Source organism: Streptococcus sp. 339 (assembly GCF_013277285.1).
Taxonomy (GTDB): domain Bacteria; phylum Bacillota; class Bacilli; order Lactobacillales; family Streptococcaceae; genus Streptococcus; species Streptococcus pseudopneumoniae.
Genome location: NZ_VMMR01000008.1, coordinates 37,012 through 55,474 on the forward strand (window position 1 = coordinate 37,012; position 18,463 = coordinate 55,474).

Annotated in this window: 16 protein-coding genes, 1 tRNA gene and 1 pseudogene; 17 read left to right on the top strand and 1 reads right to left on the bottom strand. The window is 35.8% G+C overall.

Annotated features, from left to right (window positions below; translation table 11 throughout):
* Positions 1-6: 6 nt before the first annotated feature.
* From HT736_RS01400 to HT736_RS01470, 16 genes are all read left to right on the top strand, one after another.
* The gene (locus HT736_RS01400; RefSeq protein ID WP_000681604.1) at positions 7-1,188 is read left to right on the top strand and encodes a S1C family serine protease; all 1,182 of its coding nucleotides are present in this window, start codon (positions 7-9) and stop codon (positions 1,186-1,188) included.
* Between the two features lie 57 nt (positions 1,189-1,245).
* A complete protein-coding gene (locus HT736_RS01405) occupies positions 1,246-2,004 on the top strand; it encodes a ParB/RepB/Spo0J family partition protein (protein WP_138707334.1) in 759 nt (252 codons plus the stop codon).
* Between the two features lie 212 nt (positions 2,005-2,216).
* Positions 2,217-3,578 carry a chromosomal replication initiator protein DnaA gene (gene dnaA, locus HT736_RS01410; RefSeq protein ID WP_023936251.1) on the top strand — a complete coding sequence of 454 codons (1,362 nt, stop codon included), beginning with the start codon at positions 2,217-2,219 and terminating at the stop codon, positions 3,576-3,578.
* 158 nt (positions 3,579-3,736) lie between these two features.
* Positions 3,737-4,873, top strand: coding sequence for a DNA polymerase III subunit beta (dnaN, locus tag HT736_RS01415; protein WP_023940601.1), 1,137 nt, complete (start codon positions 3,737-3,739; stop codon positions 4,871-4,873).
* 64 nt (positions 4,874-4,937) lie between these two features.
* Positions 4,938-5,132, top strand: coding sequence for a DUF951 family protein (locus HT736_RS01420; protein WP_119919410.1), 195 nt, complete (start codon positions 4,938-4,940; stop codon positions 5,130-5,132).
* An 83-nt stretch (positions 5,133-5,215) separates the two neighbouring features.
* Positions 5,216-6,331, top strand: a complete 1,116-nt coding sequence (gene ychF, locus HT736_RS01425; protein ID WP_138706639.1) for a redox-regulated ATPase YchF — start codon at positions 5,216-5,218, stop codon at positions 6,329-6,331.
* Between the two features lie 71 nt (positions 6,332-6,402).
* Positions 6,403-6,972 carry an aminoacyl-tRNA hydrolase gene (gene pth / locus HT736_RS01430; protein ID WP_000163938.1) on the top strand — a complete coding sequence of 190 codons (570 nt, stop codon included), beginning with the start codon at positions 6,403-6,405 and terminating at the stop codon, positions 6,970-6,972.
* Positions 6,973-10,482 (top strand): transcription-repair coupling factor, encoded by a 3,510-nt coding sequence (gene mfd, locus HT736_RS01435; protein WP_119919409.1) that lies wholly within the window; start codon positions 6,973-6,975, stop codon positions 10,480-10,482.
* Between the two features lie 57 nt (positions 10,483-10,539).
* A complete protein-coding gene (locus HT736_RS01440) occupies positions 10,540-10,806 on the top strand; it encodes an RNA-binding S4 domain-containing protein (RefSeq protein ID WP_001234978.1) in 267 nt (88 codons plus the stop codon).
* The gene (locus HT736_RS01445) at positions 10,799-11,167 is read left to right on the top strand and encodes a septum formation initiator family protein (protein ID WP_000041903.1); all 369 of its coding nucleotides are present in this window, start codon (positions 10,799-10,801) and stop codon (positions 11,165-11,167) included. The genes HT736_RS01440 and HT736_RS01445 overlap by 8 nt, the downstream gene beginning before the upstream one ends.
* Before the next feature lie 4 nt (positions 11,168-11,171).
* Entirely contained in the window at positions 11,172-11,294 is a 123-nt protein-coding gene (locus HT736_RS11925; protein WP_000429334.1) for an SP_0009 family protein, read from the top strand.
* Entirely contained in the window at positions 11,287-12,555 is a 1,269-nt protein-coding gene (locus HT736_RS01450) for a serine hydrolase (RefSeq protein ID WP_172930671.1), read from the top strand. Before HT736_RS11925 ends, HT736_RS01450 begins: the two co-directional genes overlap by 8 nt.
* Positions 12,552-13,829, top strand: a complete 1,278-nt coding sequence (gene tilS, locus HT736_RS01455; protein WP_054388171.1) for a tRNA lysidine(34) synthetase TilS — start codon at positions 12,552-12,554, stop codon at positions 13,827-13,829. The genes HT736_RS01450 and tilS overlap by 4 nt, the downstream gene beginning before the upstream one ends.
* Before the next feature lie 4 nt (positions 13,830-13,833).
* Complete coding sequence (gene hpt, locus HT736_RS01460; RefSeq protein ID WP_000892175.1) at positions 13,834-14,376, top strand: hypoxanthine phosphoribosyltransferase; 543 nt, start codon at positions 13,834-13,836, stop codon at positions 14,374-14,376.
* Between the two features lie 15 nt (positions 14,377-14,391).
* Positions 14,392-16,350 carry an ATP-dependent zinc metalloprotease FtsH gene (ftsH, locus tag HT736_RS01465; RefSeq protein ID WP_000744568.1) on the top strand — a complete coding sequence of 653 codons (1,959 nt, stop codon included), beginning with the start codon at positions 14,392-14,394 and terminating at the stop codon, positions 16,348-16,350.
* 119 nt (positions 16,351-16,469) lie between these two features.
* Positions 16,470-16,949, top strand: coding sequence for a sigma-70 family RNA polymerase sigma factor (locus HT736_RS01470; RefSeq protein ID WP_000588858.1), 480 nt, complete (start codon positions 16,470-16,472; stop codon positions 16,947-16,949).
* A gap of 296 nt (positions 16,950-17,245) precedes the next feature.
* On the opposite strand, the pseudogene HT736_RS01475 reads toward HT736_RS01470, so the two are convergent.
* Positions 17,246-18,141 (bottom strand): annotated as a pseudogene (locus HT736_RS01475) (ISNCY family transposase); the annotation flags it as partial.
* A gap of 98 nt (positions 18,142-18,239) precedes the next feature.
* Between HT736_RS01475 and HT736_RS01480 the strand changes: the two are divergent.
* Positions 18,240-18,311: transfer RNA gene (locus HT736_RS01480), tRNA-Glu, on the top strand.
* The last annotated feature ends 152 nt before the right edge of the window (positions 18,312-18,463 follow it).

Below are 18,463 nucleotides of genomic sequence, written 5' to 3' on the forward strand. Positions count from 1 at the left end.
GCAAATATGAAACATCTAAAAACATTTTACAAAAAATGGTTTCAATTATTAGTCGTTATCGTCATTAGCTTTTTTAGTGGAGCCTTGGGTAGTTTTTCAATAACTCAACTAACTCAAAAAAGTAGTGTAAACAACTCTAACAACAATAGTACTATTACACAAACTGCCTATAAGAACGAAAATTCAACAACACAGGCTGTTAATAAAGTAAAAGATGCCGTTGTATCCGTTATTACTTATTCAGCAAATAGACAAAATAGCGTATTTGGCAATGATGAGACTGATACAGATTCTCAGCAAATCTCTAGTGAGGGATCTGGCGTTATTTATAAAAAGAATGATAAAGAAGCTTACATCGTCACCAACAATCACGTTATAAATGGCGCTAGCAAAGTAGATATTCGATTATCAGATGGGACTAAAGTACCTGGAGAAATTGTCGGAGCGGATACTTTCTCTGATATTGCTGTCGTCAAAATCTCTTCAGAAAAAGTGACAACAGTAGCTGAGTTTGGTGATTCTAGCAAGTTAACCGTAGGAGAAACTGCTATTGCCATTGGTAGTCCGTTAGGTTCTGAATATGCAAATACTGTCACTCAAGGTATCGTATCTAGTCTTAATCGAAATGTATCTTTAAAATCTGAAGATGGACAAGCCATTTCTACAAAAGCCATCCAAACTGATACTGCTATTAATCCAGGTAACTCTGGTGGCCCACTGATCAATATCCAAGGACAGGTTATCGGAATTACCTCAAGTAAAATTGCCACAAATGGAGGAACATCTGTAGAAGGTCTTGGTTTTGCAATCCCTGCAAATGATGCTATCAATATTATTGAACAGTTAGAAAAAAACGGAAAAGTGACGCGTCCAGCTTTGGGAATCCAGATGGTTAATTTATCTAATGTGAGTACAAGCGACATCAGAAGACTCAATATTCCAAGTAATGTTACATCTGGTGTAGTTGTTCGTTCGATACAAAGTAATATGCCTGCCAATGGTCACCTTGAAAAATACGATGTAATTACAAAAGTAGATGACAAAGAGATTGCTTCATCAACAGACTTACAAAGTGCTCTTTACAATCATTCTATCGGAGACACCATTAAGATCACTTACTATCGCAACGGTAAAGAAGAAACTACATCTATTAAACTTGACAAGAGTTCAGGTGATTTAGAATCTTAATTGACATCTATGTAAAGAAAGCTTTACATAAGAGAAAAGATGTGTTAGTGTAGAATCATGGAAAAATTTGAAATGATTTCTATCACAGATATACAAAAAAATCCCTATCAACCCCGAAAAGAATTTGATAGAGAAAAACTAGATGAACTAGCACAGTCTATCAAAGAAAATGGGGTCATTCAACCGATTATTGTTCGTCAATCTCCTGTTATTGGTTATGAAATCCTTGCAGGAGAGAGACGCTATCGGGCTTCACTTTTAGCTGGTCTACGGTCTATCCCAGCTGTTGTTAAACAGATTTCAGACCAAGAGATGATGGTTCAGTCCATTATTGAAAATTTACAGAGAGAAAATTTAAACCCAATAGAAGAAGCACGCGCCTATGAATCTCTCGTAGAGAAAGGATTCACCCATGCTGAAATTGCAGATAAAATGGGCAAGTCTCGTCCATATATCAGCAACTCCATTCGTTTACTTTCCTTGCCAGAACAGATTCTCTCAGAAGTAGAAAATGGCAAACTATCACAAGCCCATGCGCGTTCCCTAGTTGGGTTAAATAAGGAACAACAAGACTATTTCTTTCAACGGATTATAGAAGAAGATATTTCTGTAAGGAAGTTAGAAGCTCTTCTGACAGAGAAAAAACAAAAGAAACAGCAAAAAACGGATCATTTCATACAAAATGAAGAAAAACAGTTAAGAAAACTACTCGGATTAGATGTAGAAATTAAACTATCTAAAAAAGACAGTGGAAAAATCATTATTTCTTTTTCAAATCAAGAAGAATATAGTAGAATTATCAACAGCCTGAAATAAGGCTGTTCTTTTATTTTTTTATCTCACAAGGTTATCCACTATGTTTTTCGATAAAAAGCTTAATAAATCAATAATTTCTTCTTTTATCCCCAACCTGTGGATAAAGTTTGGTAACATTGTGGATTATTTTTCACAGCTTGTGGAAAATTCTTGCTATCTATGGTAAAATATCTCTAGTATTAAACTTTTAAATAGTAAAGGAGGAGAAAAGATTGAAAGAAAAACAATTTTGGAATCGTATATTAGAATTTGCACAAGAAAGACTGACTCGATCCATGTATGATTTCTATGCTATTCAAGCTGAACTCATCAAGGTAGAGGAAAATGTTGCCACTATATTTCTACCTCGCTCTGAAATGGAAATGGTCTGGGAAAAACAACTAAAAGATATTATTGTAGTAGCTGGTTTTGAAATTTATGACGCTGAAATAACTCCCCACTATATTTTCACCAAACCTCAAGATACGACTAGCTCACAAGTTGAAGAAGCTACAAATTTAACTCTTTATGACTATAGTCCAAAGTTAGTATCTATTCCTTATTCAGATACGGGATTAAAAGAAAAGTATACCTTTGATAACTTTATTCAAGGGGATGGAAATGTTTGGGCTGTATCAGCCGCTTTAGCTGTCTCTGAAGATTTGGCTCTGACCTATAACCCTCTTTTTATCTATGGAGGACCAGGCCTTGGTAAGACTCACTTATTAAACGCTATTGGAAATGAAATTCTAAAAAATATTCCAAATGCACGTGTCAAATACATACCTGCTGAAAGCTTTATTAATGACTTTCTTGATCACCTAAGACTTGGGGAAATGGAAAAATTTAAAAAAACCTATCGTAGTCTTGATCTTTTGTTAATCGATGATATCCAGTCACTCAGCGGAAAAAAAGTCGCAACTCAGGAAGAATTTTTCAATACCTTTAACGCCCTTCATGACAAGCAAAAACAGATTGTCCTAACCAGTGATCGTAGTCCAAAACATTTAGAAGGGCTCGAGGAGAGGCTTGTCACGCGCTTTAGTTGGGGATTGACACAAACTATCACACCCCCTGACTTTGAAACACGCATTGCCATTTTACAAAGTAAAACGGAACATTTAGGCTACAATTTCCAAAGTGATACTCTAGAATACCTAGCTGGGCAATTTGATTCAAATGTTCGAGATCTTGAGGGAGCCATAAACGACATCACTTTAATTGCCAGAGTAAAAAATATCAAGGATATCACTATTGATATTGCTGCAGAAGCTATTAGAGCTCGAAAACAAGATGTTAGCCAAATGCTCGTCATCCCAATTGACAAAATCCAAAATGAAGTTGGTAACTTCTATGGAGTTAGTGTCAAAGAAATGAAGGGAAGCAGACGCCTTCAAAACATTGTGTTAGCCCGTCAAGTAGCCATGTATTTATCTAGAGAACTAACAGATAATAGTCTTCCAAAAATTGGGAAGGAATTTGGTGGAAAAGATCATACAACAGTTATTCATGCCCATGCTAAAATTAAATCTTTGATTGATGAAGACGATAATTTACGCTTAGAAATTGAATCAATCAAAAAGAAAATCAAATAAGTTGTGGATAACTTTTACTTTATTATCTTTTTTATCCACATTTTTTAAACAAGCCAAAAAACTTGATATGACTTGTTTAAAGTCTGTTTTCCACAGATTTCACAGACTCTATTATTACTATTATCCTTCTAATACTAAAAATAAATAAAGGAGAATCCATGATTCATTTTTCAATTAATAAAAATTTATTTCTACAAGCCTTAAATACAACTAAAAGAGCTATTAGTTCTAAAAATGCCATTCCTATTTTATCAACTGTCAAAATTGACGTGACCAATGAAGGTGTTACTTTAATTGGTTCAAATGGTCAAATTTCAATTGAAAATTTTATTTCTCAAAAAAATGAAGATGCTGGTCTATTAATTACTTCTTTAGGTTCGATCCTTCTTGAAGCTTCTTTCTTTATCAATGTGGTATCTAGCCTACCTGATGTAACTCTTGATTTTAAAGAAATTGAACAAAATCAAATTGTTTTAACCAGCGGCAAATCAGAAATTACCTTAAAAGGAAAAGATAGTGAACAGTATCCACGAATCCAAGAAATTTCAGCAAGCACTCCTTTGGTTCTTGAAACAAAATTGCTCAAGAAAATTATCAATGAAACAGCTTTTGCTGCAAGTACACAAGAAAGTCGTCCAATTTTAACAGGTGTTCATTTTGTATTGAGTCAGCATAAGGAGCTAAAAACAGTGGCAACAGACTCTCATCGTCTAAGCCAGAAAAAATTAATGCTTGAGAAAAATAGTGATGATTTTGATGTCGTGATTCCTAGCCGTTCTCTACGCGAATTTTCAGTGGTATTTACAGATGATATCGAAACTGTAGAGATTTTCTTTGCCAATAACCAAATCCTCTTTAGAAGCGAAAATATTAGCTTCTATACTCGTCTCCTAGAAGGAAACTATCCTGATACAGATCGCTTGATTCCAACAGACTTTAACACTACTATTACTTTTGATGTGGTAAACTTACGCCAGTCAATGGAGCGTGCTCGTCTTTTATCAAGTGCGACTCAAAATGGTACTGTGAAACTTGAAATTAAAGGTGGTATTGTTAGCGCCCATGTTCACTCTCCAGAAGTTGGTAAAGTAAACGAAGAAATCGATACTGATCAGGTTACTGGTGAAGATTTGACCATTAGTTTCAACCCAACTTACTTAATTGATTCTCTTAAAGCTTTAAATAGCGAAAAGGTTACCATTAGCTTTATCTCAGCTGTTCGTCCATTTACTCTTGTGCCAGCAGATACTGACGAAGACTTCATGCAGCTCATTACACCAGTTCGTACAAATTAAGTGAAAGAGGTTGAGCTTAGCTCGCCTCTTTTATGATATAATCGAAAAAGAAAAGGAGAATAGTATGTATCAAGTTGGAAATTTTGTTGAAATGAAAAAACCACATGCTTGCACCATCAAGTCAACAGGTAAAAAGGCCAATCGTTGGGAAATTACACGTGTAGGAGCAGATATCAAAATCAAATGCAGTAATTGTGACCATGTTGTCATGATGGGGCGCTATGATTTTGATCGAAAAATGAATAAAATTATTTACTGAACCCCCTTAGTTAGAGGGTTAGCAAGTTTTCCCTTTTTGTGTTATAATATTAGGGATTGAAATGAAAACGGAGAATGAGAAATATGGCTTTGACAGCAGGTATCGTTGGTTTGCCAAACGTTGGTAAATCAACACTATTTAATGCAATTACAAAAGCAGGAGCAGAGGCAGCAAACTACCCATTTGCGACGATTGATCCAAACGTTGGAATGGTTGAAGTTCCAGATGAACGCCTACAAAAACTAACTGAAATGATTACTCCTAAAAAGACAGTGCCAACAACATTTGAATTTACAGATATTGCAGGGATTGTAAAAGGAGCTTCAAAAGGAGAAGGGCTAGGGAATAAATTCTTGGCCAATATTCGTGAAGTAGATGCGATTGTTCACGTAGTTCGTGCTTTTGATGATGAAAATGTGATGCGCGAGCAAGGACGTGAAGACGCCTTTGTAGATCCACTTGCCGATATTGACACCATTAACCTAGAATTGATTCTTGCTGACTTAGAATCGGTGAACAAACGATATGCGCGTGTAGAAAAGATGGCACGTACGCAAAAAGATAAAGAATCAGTAGCTGAGTTTAATGTTCTTCAAAAGATTAAACCAGTCCTTGAAGATGGGAAATCAGCTCGAACTATTGAATTTACAGATGAGGAACAAAAGGTTGTAAAAGGTCTTTTCCTTTTGACGACTAAACCAGTGCTCTATGTTGCTAATGTTGACGAGGATGTGGTTTCAGAACCTGACTCTATCGACTATCTCAAACAAATTCGTGAATTTGCAGCGACAGAAAATGCTGAAGTAGTCGTCATTTCTGCGCGTGCTGAGGAAGAAATTTCTGAATTGGACGATGAAGATAAAAAAGAGTTTCTTGAAGCCATTGGTTTGACAGAATCAGGTGTAGATAAGTTGACGCGTGCAGCTTACCACTTGCTTGGATTGGGAACTTACTTCACAGCTGGTGAAAAAGAAGTTCGCGCTTGGACTTTCAAACGTAGTATGAAGGCTCCTCAAGCAGCTGGGATTATCCACTCAGACTTTGAAAAAGGATTTATTCGTGCAGTAACCATGTCATATGAGGATTTAGTGAAATACGGATCTGAAAAGGCCGTAAAAGAAGCTGGACGCTTGCGTGAAGAAGGAAAAGAATATATCGTTCAAGATGGCGATATCATGGAATTCCGCTTTAATGTCTAAAAAATTAATAAATGGTGTCAATTAGGTTGGAAAAAAATTCCAACCCTTTTGGCTTTTGAAAGGAAAAATAAATGACCAAATTACTTGTAGGCTTGGGAAATCCAGGAGATAAATATTTTGAAACAAAACACAATGTTGGATTTATGTTGATTGACCAACTAGCGAAAAAACAAAATGTCACTTTTACACATGATAAGATATTTCAAGCTGACCTAGCATCCTTTTTCCTAAATGGAGAAAAAATTTATCTTGTCAAACCAACGACATTTATGAATGAAAGTGGAAAAGCGGTTCATGCTTTATTGACTTATTATGGTTTGGATATTGAAGATTTACTCATCATTTACGATGATCTTGACATGGAAGTTGGAAAGATTCGTTTAAGAGCAAAAGGTTCAGCAGGTGGTCATAATGGTATCAAGTCTATTATTCAACATATTGGAACCCAAACCTTTAATCGTGTTAAGATTGGAATCGGAAGACCTAAAAATGGCATGTCAGTTGTTAACCATGTTTTGAGTACCTTTGACAAGGATGATTATATCGGTATTTTACAGTCTATTGACAAAGTTGACGACTCTGTAAACTACTATTTACAAGAGAAAAACTTTGAAAAAACGATGCAGAGGTATAACGGATAAATGGTGACCTTATTAGATTTATTCTCAGAAAATAATCAGATCAAAAAATGGCATCAAAATTTAACAGATAAGAAAAGACAACTGATACTTGGTTTATCAACGTCTACTAAGTCTCTTGCAATTGCAAGCAGTTTAGAAAAAGAAGATAAGATTGTATTGTTGACGTCAACTTATGGAGAAGCAGAAGGACTTGTTAGTGATCTTCTATCTATCTTGGGTGAGGAACTTGTCTATCCATTTTTGGTAGATGATACTCCTATGGTGGAGTTTTTGATGTCTTCACAAGAAAAAATCATTTCACGGGTTGAAGCCTTGCGTTTTTTGACTGATTCATCTAAGAGAGGGATTTTAGTTTGTAATATCGCAGCAAGTCGATTGATTTTACCGTCTCCCAATGTATTCAAAGATAGTATTGTAAAAATCTCACTTGGTGAAGAATATGATCAACACGCGCTTATCCATCAGTTAAAGGAAATTGGCTATCGAAAAGTTACACAAGTACAAACTCAAGGCGAATTTAGTCTGCGAGGAGATATTTTAGATATTTTTGAAATATCCCAGTTAGAACCTTGCCGAATTGAGTTTTTTGGTGATGAAATTGATGGTATCAGGTCATTTGAAGTAGAAACACAATTATCGAAAGAAAATAAGACAGAACTCACAATCTTTCCAGCTAGCGACATACTTTTGAGAGAAAATGATTATCAACGAGGTCAGTCAGCTTTAGAAAAACAGATTTCAAAAACGTTATCACCTATTTTAAAATCATACTTAGAAGAAATTCTTTCAAGTTTTCACCAAAAACAAATGCATTCTGATTCACGGAAATTTTTATCTTTATGCTATGATAAGACATGGACTGTATTTGATTATATTGAAAAAAACATACCAATATTCTTTGATGATTATCAAAAATTGATGAATCAGTATGAAGTCTTTGAAAGAGAATTAGCGCAGTACTTTACAGAAGAATTACAGAATAGTAAAGCATTTTCTGATATGCAGTATTTTGCTGATATTGAACAAATCTATAAAAAACAAAGTCCGGTGACTTTTTTCTCTAATCTTCAAAAGGGACTAGGAAATCTCAAGTTTGACCAAATTTATCAATTTAATCAATATCCTATGCAGGAGTTTTTCAATCAATTTTCTTTTTTAAAAGAAGAAATTGAACGATACAAAAAAATGGATTACACTATTATCCTGCAATCTAGCAATTCAATGGGAAGTAAAACATTGGAGGATATGTTAGAGGAATATCAGATTAAATTGGATTCCAGAGATAAGTCAAGAATCTATCAACAATCTGTAAACTTAATTGAGAGTAACCTAAGACATGGTTTTCATTTTGTAGATGAAAAGATTTTATTGATAACTGAACATGAGATTTTTCAAAAGAAATTGAAACGTCGTTTTCGAAGACAGCATGTTTCAAACGCAGAGAGATTAAAAGATTACAATGAACTTGAAAAAGGAGATTACGTTGTTCACCATATTCATGGGATTGGTCAATATCTAGGAATTGAAACAATTGAAATCAAGGGGATTCACCGTGATTATGTTAGTGTTCAATACCAAAACGGGGATCAAATCTCTATCCCAGTAGAACAGATTCATCTACTGTCTAAATATGTTTCAAGTGATGGGAAAGCTCCAAAGCTCAATAAATTAAATGACGGTCATTTTAAAAAGGCCAAGCAAAAGGTTAAGAACCAGGTAGAGGATATAGCTGACGATTTAATTAAACTCTACTCTGAACGTAACCAGTTGAAGGGTTTTGCTTTTTCAGCTGATAATGAAGATCAAGATGCCTTTGATGATGCTTTCCCTTATGTTGAAACGGATGATCAACTTCGTAGTATTGAGGAAATCAAGAGAGATATGCAGGCTTCTCAGCCAATGGATAGACTTTTAGTTGGGGATGTTGGTTTTGGAAAGACTGAAGTTGCTATGCGTGCAGCCTTTAAGGCAGTCAATGATCACAAACAGGCTGTCGTCTTAGTTCCGACGACGGTTTTAGCGCAACAGCACTATACAAATTTTAAGGAACGATTCCAAAATTTTGCAGTTAATATTGATGTATTGAGTCGCTTTAGAAGTAAAAAAGAGCAGACTGAAACACTTGAAAAATTAAAAAACGGTCAAGTTGATATTTTGATTGGAACCCATCGTGTTTTGTCAAAAGATGTTGTGTTTGCTGATTTGGGCTTGATGATTATTGATGAAGAACAACGATTTGGTGTCAAGCACAAGGAAACCTTGAAAGAGTTGAAGAAACAAGTGGATGTCCTAACTTTGACCGCTACTCCAATCCCTCGTACCCTCCATATGTCTATGTTGGGAATCAGAGATTTGTCTGTTATTGAAACTCCGCCGACTAATCGTTATCCTGTTCAGACATATGTTTTGGAAAAGAATGATAGTGTCATTCGTGATGCTGTTTTGCGTGAAATGGAGCGTGGAGGTCAAGTTTACTACCTTTACAACAAAGTTGACACGATTGACCAGAAGGTTTCAGAATTACAGGAGTTGATTCCAGAGGCTTCGATTGGTTATGTTCATGGTAGAATGAGTGAAATCCAGTTGGAAAATACTCTACTAGACTTTATTGAGGGACAATACGATATCTTGGTGACGACTACCATTATTGAGACAGGGGTGGACATTCCAAATGCCAATACTTTGTTTATTGAAAATGCGGACCATATGGGTTTGTCAACCTTGTATCAGTTAAGAGGAAGAGTCGGTCGTAGTAATCGTATTGCTTATGCCTATCTCATGTATCGTCCAGAAAAATCAATCAGTGAAGTCTCTGAAAAGAGATTAGAGGCAATCAAAGGATTTACAGAATTGGGCTCTGGATTTAAGATTGCTATGCGAGATCTTTCGATTCGTGGAGCAGGGAATCTCCTAGGAAAATCCCAGTCTGGTTTCATTGATTCTGTTGGTTTTGAATTGTATTCACAGTTACTAGAGGAAGCTATTGCTAAACGAAACGGTAATGCTAACGCTAACACAAGAACCAAAGGGAATGCTGAGTTGATTTTGCAAATTGATGCCTATCTTCCTGATACTTATATTTCTGACCAACGACATAAGATTGAAATTTACAAGAAAATTCGTCAAATTGACAGCTGTGTCAATTATGAAGAGTTACAAGAGGAGTTGATAGACCGTTTTGGAGAATACCCAGATGTAGTTGCTTATCTTTTAGAGATTGGTTTAGTCAAGTCATATTTGGACAAGGTCTTTGTTCAACGTGTGGAAAGAAAAGATAATAAAATTACAATTCAATTTGAAAAAGTCACTCAACGACTGTTTTTAGCTCAAGATTATTTTAAATCTTTATCCGCAACGAACTTAAAAGCAGGCATCGCTGAGAATAAGGGATCAATGGAGCTTGTATTTGATGTCCGAAATAAGAAAGATTATGAAATTTTAGAAGGTCTGCTGATTTTTGGAGAAAGTTTATTAGAGATAAAAGAGTCTAAGAAAGAAAATTCCATTTGATATTTTTCTTCTATAAAGTAGATAAAAATGGTACAATAATAAGTTGAGGTAATAAGGATGAGATTAGACAAATATTTAAAAGTATCACGAATTATCAAGCGTCGTACAGTCGCAAAGGAAGTAGCAGATAAAGGCAGAATTAAGGTTAATGGAATCTTGGCCAAAAGTTCAACGGATTTGAAAGTTAATGACCAAGTTGAAATTCGCTTTGGCAATAAGTTGCTACTTGTAAAAGTACTGGAGATGAAAGATAGTACAAAAAAAGAAGATGCAGCAGGCATGTATGAAATTATCAGTGAAACACGGGTAGAAGAAAATGTCTAAAAATATTGTACAATTGAATAATTCTTTTATTCAAAATGAACACCAACGTCGTCGCTACCTGATGAAAGAACGACAAAAACGGAATCGTTTTATGGGGTGGGTATTGATTTTGATTATGCTATTATTTATCTTGCCAACTTTTAATTTAGCGCAGAGCTATCAGCAATTACTCCAAAGACGTCAGCAATTAGCAGACTTGCAAACTCAGTATCAAACCTTGAGTGATGAAAAGGATAAGGAGACAGCATTTGCTACCAAGTTGAAAGATGAGGATTATGCTGCCAAATATACACGAGCGAAGTACTATTATTCTAAGTCGAGGGAAATAGTTTATACGATTCCTGACTTGCTTCAAAGGTGATAAAATGGAAAATTTATTAGATGTAATTGAGCAATTTTTGAGTTTATCAGATGAAAAGCTGGAAGAATTGGCTGATAAAAATCAATTATTGCGTTTACAAGAAGAAAAGGAAAGGAAGAATGCGTAAATTCTTAATTATTTTGTTGCTACCGAGTTTTTTGACCATCTCAAAAGTCGTTAGCACAGAAAAAGAAGTCGTCTATACTTCGAAAGAAATTTATTACCTTTCACAATCTGACTTTGGTATTTATTTTAGAGAAAAGCTAAGTTCTCCTATGGTTTATGGAGAAGTTCCTGTCTATGCGAATGAAGATTTAGTAGTGGAATCTGGAAAATTGACTCCTAAAACAAGTTTTCAAATAACCGAGTGGCGCTTAAATAAACAAGGAATTCCGGTATTTAAGCTATCAAATCATCAATTTATAGCTGCGGACAAACGATTTTTATATGATCAGTCAGAGGTAACTTCAACAATAAAAAAAGTATGGTTAGAATCTGACTTTAAACTGTATAATAGCCCTTATGATTTAAAAGAAGTGAAATCATCCTTATCAGCTTATTCGCAAGTATCAATCGACAAAACCATGTTTGTAGAAGGAAGAGAATTTCTACATATTAATCAGGTTGGATGGGTAGCTAAAGAATCAACTTCTGAAGAAGATAATCGGATGAGTAAAGTCCAAGAAATGTTATCGGAAAAATATCAGAAGGATTCATTCTCTATTTATGTTAAGCAACTGACTACTGGAAAAGAAGCAGGTATCAATCAAGATGAAAAGATGTATGCAGCTAGCGTTTTGAAACTCCCTTATCTCTATTATGCGCAAGAAAAAATAAATGATGGTCTTTATCAGTTAGATACGACTGTAAAATACGTATCTGCAGTCAATGATTTTCCAGGTTCTTATAAACCAGAGGGAAGTGGTAGTCTTCCTAAAAAAGAGGATAATAAAGAGTATTCTCTCAAGGACTTAATCACAAAAGTATCTAAAGAATCTGATAATGTAGCTCATAATCTATTGGGTTATTACATTTCAAACCAATCTGATGCCACATTCAAATCCAAGATGTCTGCTATTATGGGAGATGATTGGAATCCAAAAGAAAAATTGATTTCTTCCAAGATGGCCGGGAAGGTCATGGAAGCTATTTATAATCAAAATGGATTTGTGCTAGAGTCTTTGACTAAAACAGATTTTGATAATCAGCGAATTGCCAAAGGTGTTTCTGTGAAGGTAGCTCATAAAATTGGGGATGCGGACGAATTTAAGCATGATACGGGTGTTATCTACGCAGATTTTCCATTTATTCTTTCTATTTTCACTAAGAATTCTGATTATGATACGATTTCTCAGATAGCCAAGGATGTTTATGAGGTTCTAAAATGAGAGAACAAGATTTTTTAAATCATTTTCTCAAGAGAGGATATTTTAAAAAGCATACTAAGGTGGTGCTAGCTCTTTCTGGTGGATTAGATTCTATGTTTCTATTTAAGGTATTGTTTACTTATCAAAAAGAGTTAGAGATTGAATTGATTCTGGCTCATGTGAATCATAAGCAGAGAATTGAATCAGATTGGGAAGAACAGGAATTAAGGAAGTTGGCTGCTGAATCTGGACTTCCTATTTATGTCAGCAATTTTTCAGGAGAATTTTCAGAAGCGCGTGCACGAAATTTTCGCTATGATTTTTTTCAAGAGGTCATGAAAAAGACAGGTGCGACAGCCTTAGTCACTGCCCACCATGCGGATGACCAGGTGGAAACGATTTTGATGCGCTTGATTCGAGGTACTCGCTTGCGCTATCTATCAGGAATTAAGGAGAAGCAAGTAGTCGGAGAGATAGAAATCATTCGTCCCTTCTTGCATTTTCAGAAAAAAGACTTTCCATCAATTTTTCACTTTGAAGATACATCAAATCAGGAGAATCATTATTTTCGAAATCGTATTCGAAACTCTTACTTACCAGAATTGGAAAAAGAAAATCCTCGATTTAGGGATGCAATCTTAGGCATTGGCAATGAAATTTTAGATTATGATTTGGCAATAGCTGAATTATCTAACAATATTAATGTGGAAGATTTACAGCAGTTATTTTCTTACTCTGAGTCTACACAAAGAGTTTTACTTCAAACTTATCTGAATCGTTTTCCAGATTTGAATCTTACAAAAGCTCAGTTTGCTGAAGTTCAGCAGATTTTAAAATCTAAAAGCCAGTATCGTCATCCGATTAAAAATGGCTATGAATTGATAAAAGAGTACCAACAGTTTCAGATTTGTAAAATCAGTCCGCAGGCTGATGAAAAGGAAGATGAACTTGTGTTACACTATCAAAATCAGGTAGCTTATCAAGGATATTTATTTTCTTTTGGACTTCCATTAGAAGGTGAATCAATTCAACAAATACCTGTTTCACGTGAAACATCCATACACATTCGTCATCGAAAAACAGGAGATGTTTTGATTCAAAATGGGCATAGAAAAAAACTCAGACGTTTATTTATTGATTTGAAAATCCCTATGGAAAAGCGAAAATCTGCTCTGATTATTGAGCAATTTGGTGAAATTGTCTCAATTTTGGGAATTGCGACCAGTAATTTGAGTAAAAACACGAAAAATGATATAATGAACACTGTACTTTATATAGAAAAAATAGATAGGTAAAAAAATGTTAGAAAACGATATTAAAAAAATTCTCGTTTCACACGATGAAATTACAGAAGCTGCTAAAAAATTAGGTGCTCAACTCACTAAAGACTATGCAGGAAAAAATCCAATCTTAGTCGGGATTTTAAAAGGATCTATTCCTTTTATGGCTGAATTGGTTAAACATATTGATACACATATTGAAATGGACTTCATGATGGTTTCTAGCTACCATGGTGGAACAGCAAGTAGTGGTGTTATCAATATTAAACAAGATGTGACTCAAGATATCAAAGGAAGACATGTTCTATTTGTAGAAGATATCATTGATACAGGTCAAACTTTGAAGAATTTGCGAGATATGTTTATTGCAAGAGAAGCAGCTTCTGTTAAGATTGCAACCTTGTTGGATAAACCAGAAGGACGTGTTGTAGAAATTGAGGCAGACTATACCTGCTTTACTATCCCAAATGAGTTTGTAGTAGGTTATGGTTTAGACTACAAAGAAAATTATCGTAATCTTCCTTATGTTGGAGTATTGAAAGAAGAAGTGTATTCAAATTAGAAAGAATAATTTTTAATGAAAAAACAAAATAATGGTTTAATTAAAAATCCATTTCTATGGTTATTACTTATTTTTTTCCTAGTTACAGCTTACCAGTATTTTAGTACAGGTAGTGTTGCAGGGAAAAGTGAGCAAATTAATTATACAGAATTGGTAAAAGAAATTACCGATGACAATGTAAAAGAATTAACCTACCAACCAAATGGCAGTGTTATCGAAGTTTCGGGTGTTTATAAAAATCCTAAAACAAGTAGAGAAGAAACAGGCATTCAGTTTTTCACGCCATCTGTTACTAAGGTAGAGAAATTTACCAGCACTATTCTTCCTGCAGATACTACCGTATCAGAATTGCAAAAACTTGCTACTGACCATAAAGCAGAAGTAACTGTTAAGCATGAAAGTTCAAGTGGTATGTGGATTAATCTACTCGTATCCATTGTGCCATTTGGAATTCTATTCTTCTTCCTATTCTCTATGATGGGAAATATGGGAGGAGGAAATGGCCGTAATCCAATGAGTTTTGGACGTAGTAAGGCTAAAGCTGCAAATAAAGAAGATATTAAAGTAAGATTTTCAGATGTTGCTGGAGCTGAGGAAGAAAAACAAGAACTAGTTGAAGTTGTTGAATTCTTAAAAGATCCAAAACGATTTACAAAACTTGGGGCTCGTATTCCAGCAGGTGTCCTTCTGGAGGGACCTCCGGGAACAGGTAAAACTTTGCTTGCTAAAGCAGTCGCCGGAGAAGCAGGTGTTCCATTCTTGAGTATCTCAGGTTCTGATTTTGTAGAAATGTTTGTCGGAGTTGGAGCTAGTCGTGTTCGTTCTCTTTTTGAAGATGCCAAAAAAGCAGCGCCAGCTATCATCTTTATCGATGAAATTGATGCTGTTGGTCGCCAACGTGGTGTCGGCCTCGGTGGAGGAAATGATGAACGTGAGCAAACCTTGAACCAACTCTTGATTGAGATGGATGGTTTTGAGGGAAATGAAGGGATTATCGTCATTGCTGCGACAAACCGTTCAGATGTACTAGACCCTGCCCTTTTACGTCCAGGACGTTTTGATAGAAAAGTATTGGTTGGTCGCCCTGATGTTAAAGGTCGTGAAGCAATCTTGAAAGTTCATGCTAAGAACAAGCCTTTAGCAGAAGATGTTGATTTGAAATTAGTGGCTCAACAAACTCCAGGCTTTGTTGGTGCTGATTTAGAGAATGTCTTGAATGAAGCAGCCTTGGTTGCTGCTCGTCGCAATAAATCGATAATTGATGCTTCAGATATTGATGAAGCAGAAGATAGAGTGATTGCTGGACCTTCTAAGAAAGATAAGACAGTTTCACAAAAAGAACGTGAATTGGTTGCCTACCATGAGGCAGGACATACCATTGTTGGCCTAGTCTTATCGAATGCCCGCGTTGTTCATAAGGTTACAATTGTACCAAGAGGCCGTGCAGGCGGATACATGATTGCACTTCCTAAAGAAGATCAAATGCTTCTATCTAAAGAAGATATGAAAGAGCAATTGGCTGGCTTAATGGGTGGACGTGTAGCTGAAGAAATTATCTTTAATGTCCAAACTACAGGAGCTTCAAACGACTTTGAACAGGCGACACAAATGGCGCGTGCAATGGTTACAGAGTACGGTATGAGTGAAAAACTTGGCCCAGTACAATATGAAGGAAATCATGCTATGTTTGGTGCACAGAGTCCTCAAAAATCAATTTCAGAACAAACAGCTTATGAAATTGACGAAGAGGTTCGTTTATTATTGAATGAAGCACGAAATAAAGCTGCTGAAATTATTCAGTCAAATCGTGAAACTCACAAGTTGATTGCAGAAGCACTATTGAAATACGAAACATTGGATAGTACACAAATTAAATCTCTCTATGAAACAGGAAAGATGCCTGAAGCAGTAGAAGAGGAATCTCATGCATTATCTTATGATGAAGTAAAGTCAAAAATGAATGATGAAAAATAACCCAAAGAGAGGCAAGACCTCTCTTTTTTGTGCAGTTGAGGAGCTAAAGGGTGCAGAATGGATGAAATGTACCAAAAGTGTTTCTAATCTGTTAGACTGTATCTAGAAAGGGGAAAATTATGATTAAAGAATTGTATGAAGAAGTCCAAGGGACTGTGTATAAGTGTAGAAATGAATATTACCTTCATTTATGGGAATTGTCGGATTGGGACCAAGAGGGAATGATATGTCTATATGAATTGATTAGTAAAGAAGAAGGATTAGTAGAAGATATCTCTCGTTTAAGGAAATATTTTAAGACTAAGTTTCGGAATCGAATTCTAGACTATATCCGTAAACAAGAAAGCTACAAACGAAGATATAATAAAGAACCATATGAAGAAGTAGGTGAGATTAGTCATCGTATAAGCGAGGGAGGTCTGTGGATAGATGACTATTATCTCTTTTATGAAACACTAAGAGATTATAGAAACAAACAAAGTAAAGAGAAACAAGAAGAGCTAGAACGCATTTTAAGAAATGAACGATTCCGAGGGCGTCAAAGAGTGTTAAGAGACTTACGTATTGTGTTTAAAGAGTTTGACATCCGTAGCCGGTAAGAAGCAATGCAAAAAAATGAAAAAAATAGGAAAAGGTGTGTCAATCGAAAGTGATGATGCCCCAAAAAATGGTGAGATTGAGGGCAATTATTTTGCTTTCATTTGACACGAGGAACCCTTGAAGCTGTTTTTTCAGCTAAACCAAGGCTAGTCTTAGCCTTGGCTCTCTAGCCTCACAACTCCAAGCCTCTTATCAAATGAAATGCTTGTCTTAGACTCCTTACTTTCTCTCTCCTAAATGTAAGGGATAGAGTGATTTCCTTTAAGGAACAGCTTCCCATTTAGCGAGAAATAGATTATACTTGTAGCTGAGGAGAATGAAGCTCCTCACTAGTAAACTCTTCATAATCCTTTTTATTTTTCTGAAGATATTGTTTGAAAGATGTGAGTTTCCACGGATGGGTTTGTGGAGGGACATACTTGCGTCTTTCTTTTTTTGTTCTGGTTCTGATTCAAAGTTTTTCGAATAGAGTTCATGAACTAGTAGCTCCTTTGTGTGATAGATCTTGTCAGCGATATTGAGGTAGATGTCACCGTCAACTTCTTTTATAACGAATGCTTTCGTCTTTCTGCTGAAGTAGACTTCTTTTCCTTGTTCAACAGGGATATAGCAACGATTTTGGAATCGGATATGGTGTCCACTATCGACGACTCTCTCCGCCAGTCTAGCCAGAATGAGATTTCGTTCAGAGGGCTTAGGAGCCTCCTCAAAGACAGAGAGTTTTGTCTTGTTTCCAAACTGTTCATTAAAGGTTTGAATGTAGGAAAGAAGGAAAGTATTGGCTTCTTCCAAGGTATGAATATTGTTTCGTTCCAGTTCAATAGGCAGGCGAGATTGTAGTGCCTGATTGAGTCTTTCGACTCTCCCTTTAGCTTGAGGGATAGCGGTTGTCTCAAGGAGAATCCCCAGTTGGTGACAGGCGTATCCGAATTGTGTATGGGTATCGTCCTCCATTTTCTTAGAGTTGGAGATTTGATAGGTAAAGACTGTTCTTTTATCTGTTTTGATTTGAAGGGGAATGCCGTGGTTGTCTAAAATTTGTTCGAGGACATGATAGTAAGCATTCAAGGTCTCTTGTTTATCAAAATAAGCCCCTAGGATATTGCCAGAAGCATCATCAATGGCTAGGTGTAAGTTAGAGGTTTCTGCTCCAAACCAGGCATGAGGGCTAGCCTCCATTTAGATGACTTCTCGCCAAAAAATTGTAAAAAGTTTAAAAAAAATTAGAAAAAGGTGTTGACAAGTCTGAAAAAGTCGGTATAATAGTAAGAGTTGAAAATAACAACTCTGGTCCGTTGGTCAAGGGGTTAAGACACCGCCTTTTCACGGCGGTAACACGGGTTCGAATCCCGTACGGACTATAGTATGTTGCGGTTGTAACACTTGATGAAAAAAAGATTAAAAAAGTTTCAAAAAAGTGTTGACAAGCGAAAGTGATTGTGATATACTAATATAGTTGTCGCTTGAGAGAAGCGAGTGACAAAGAGGTCGGGAGAGGGTCGTGTGGGGGAAG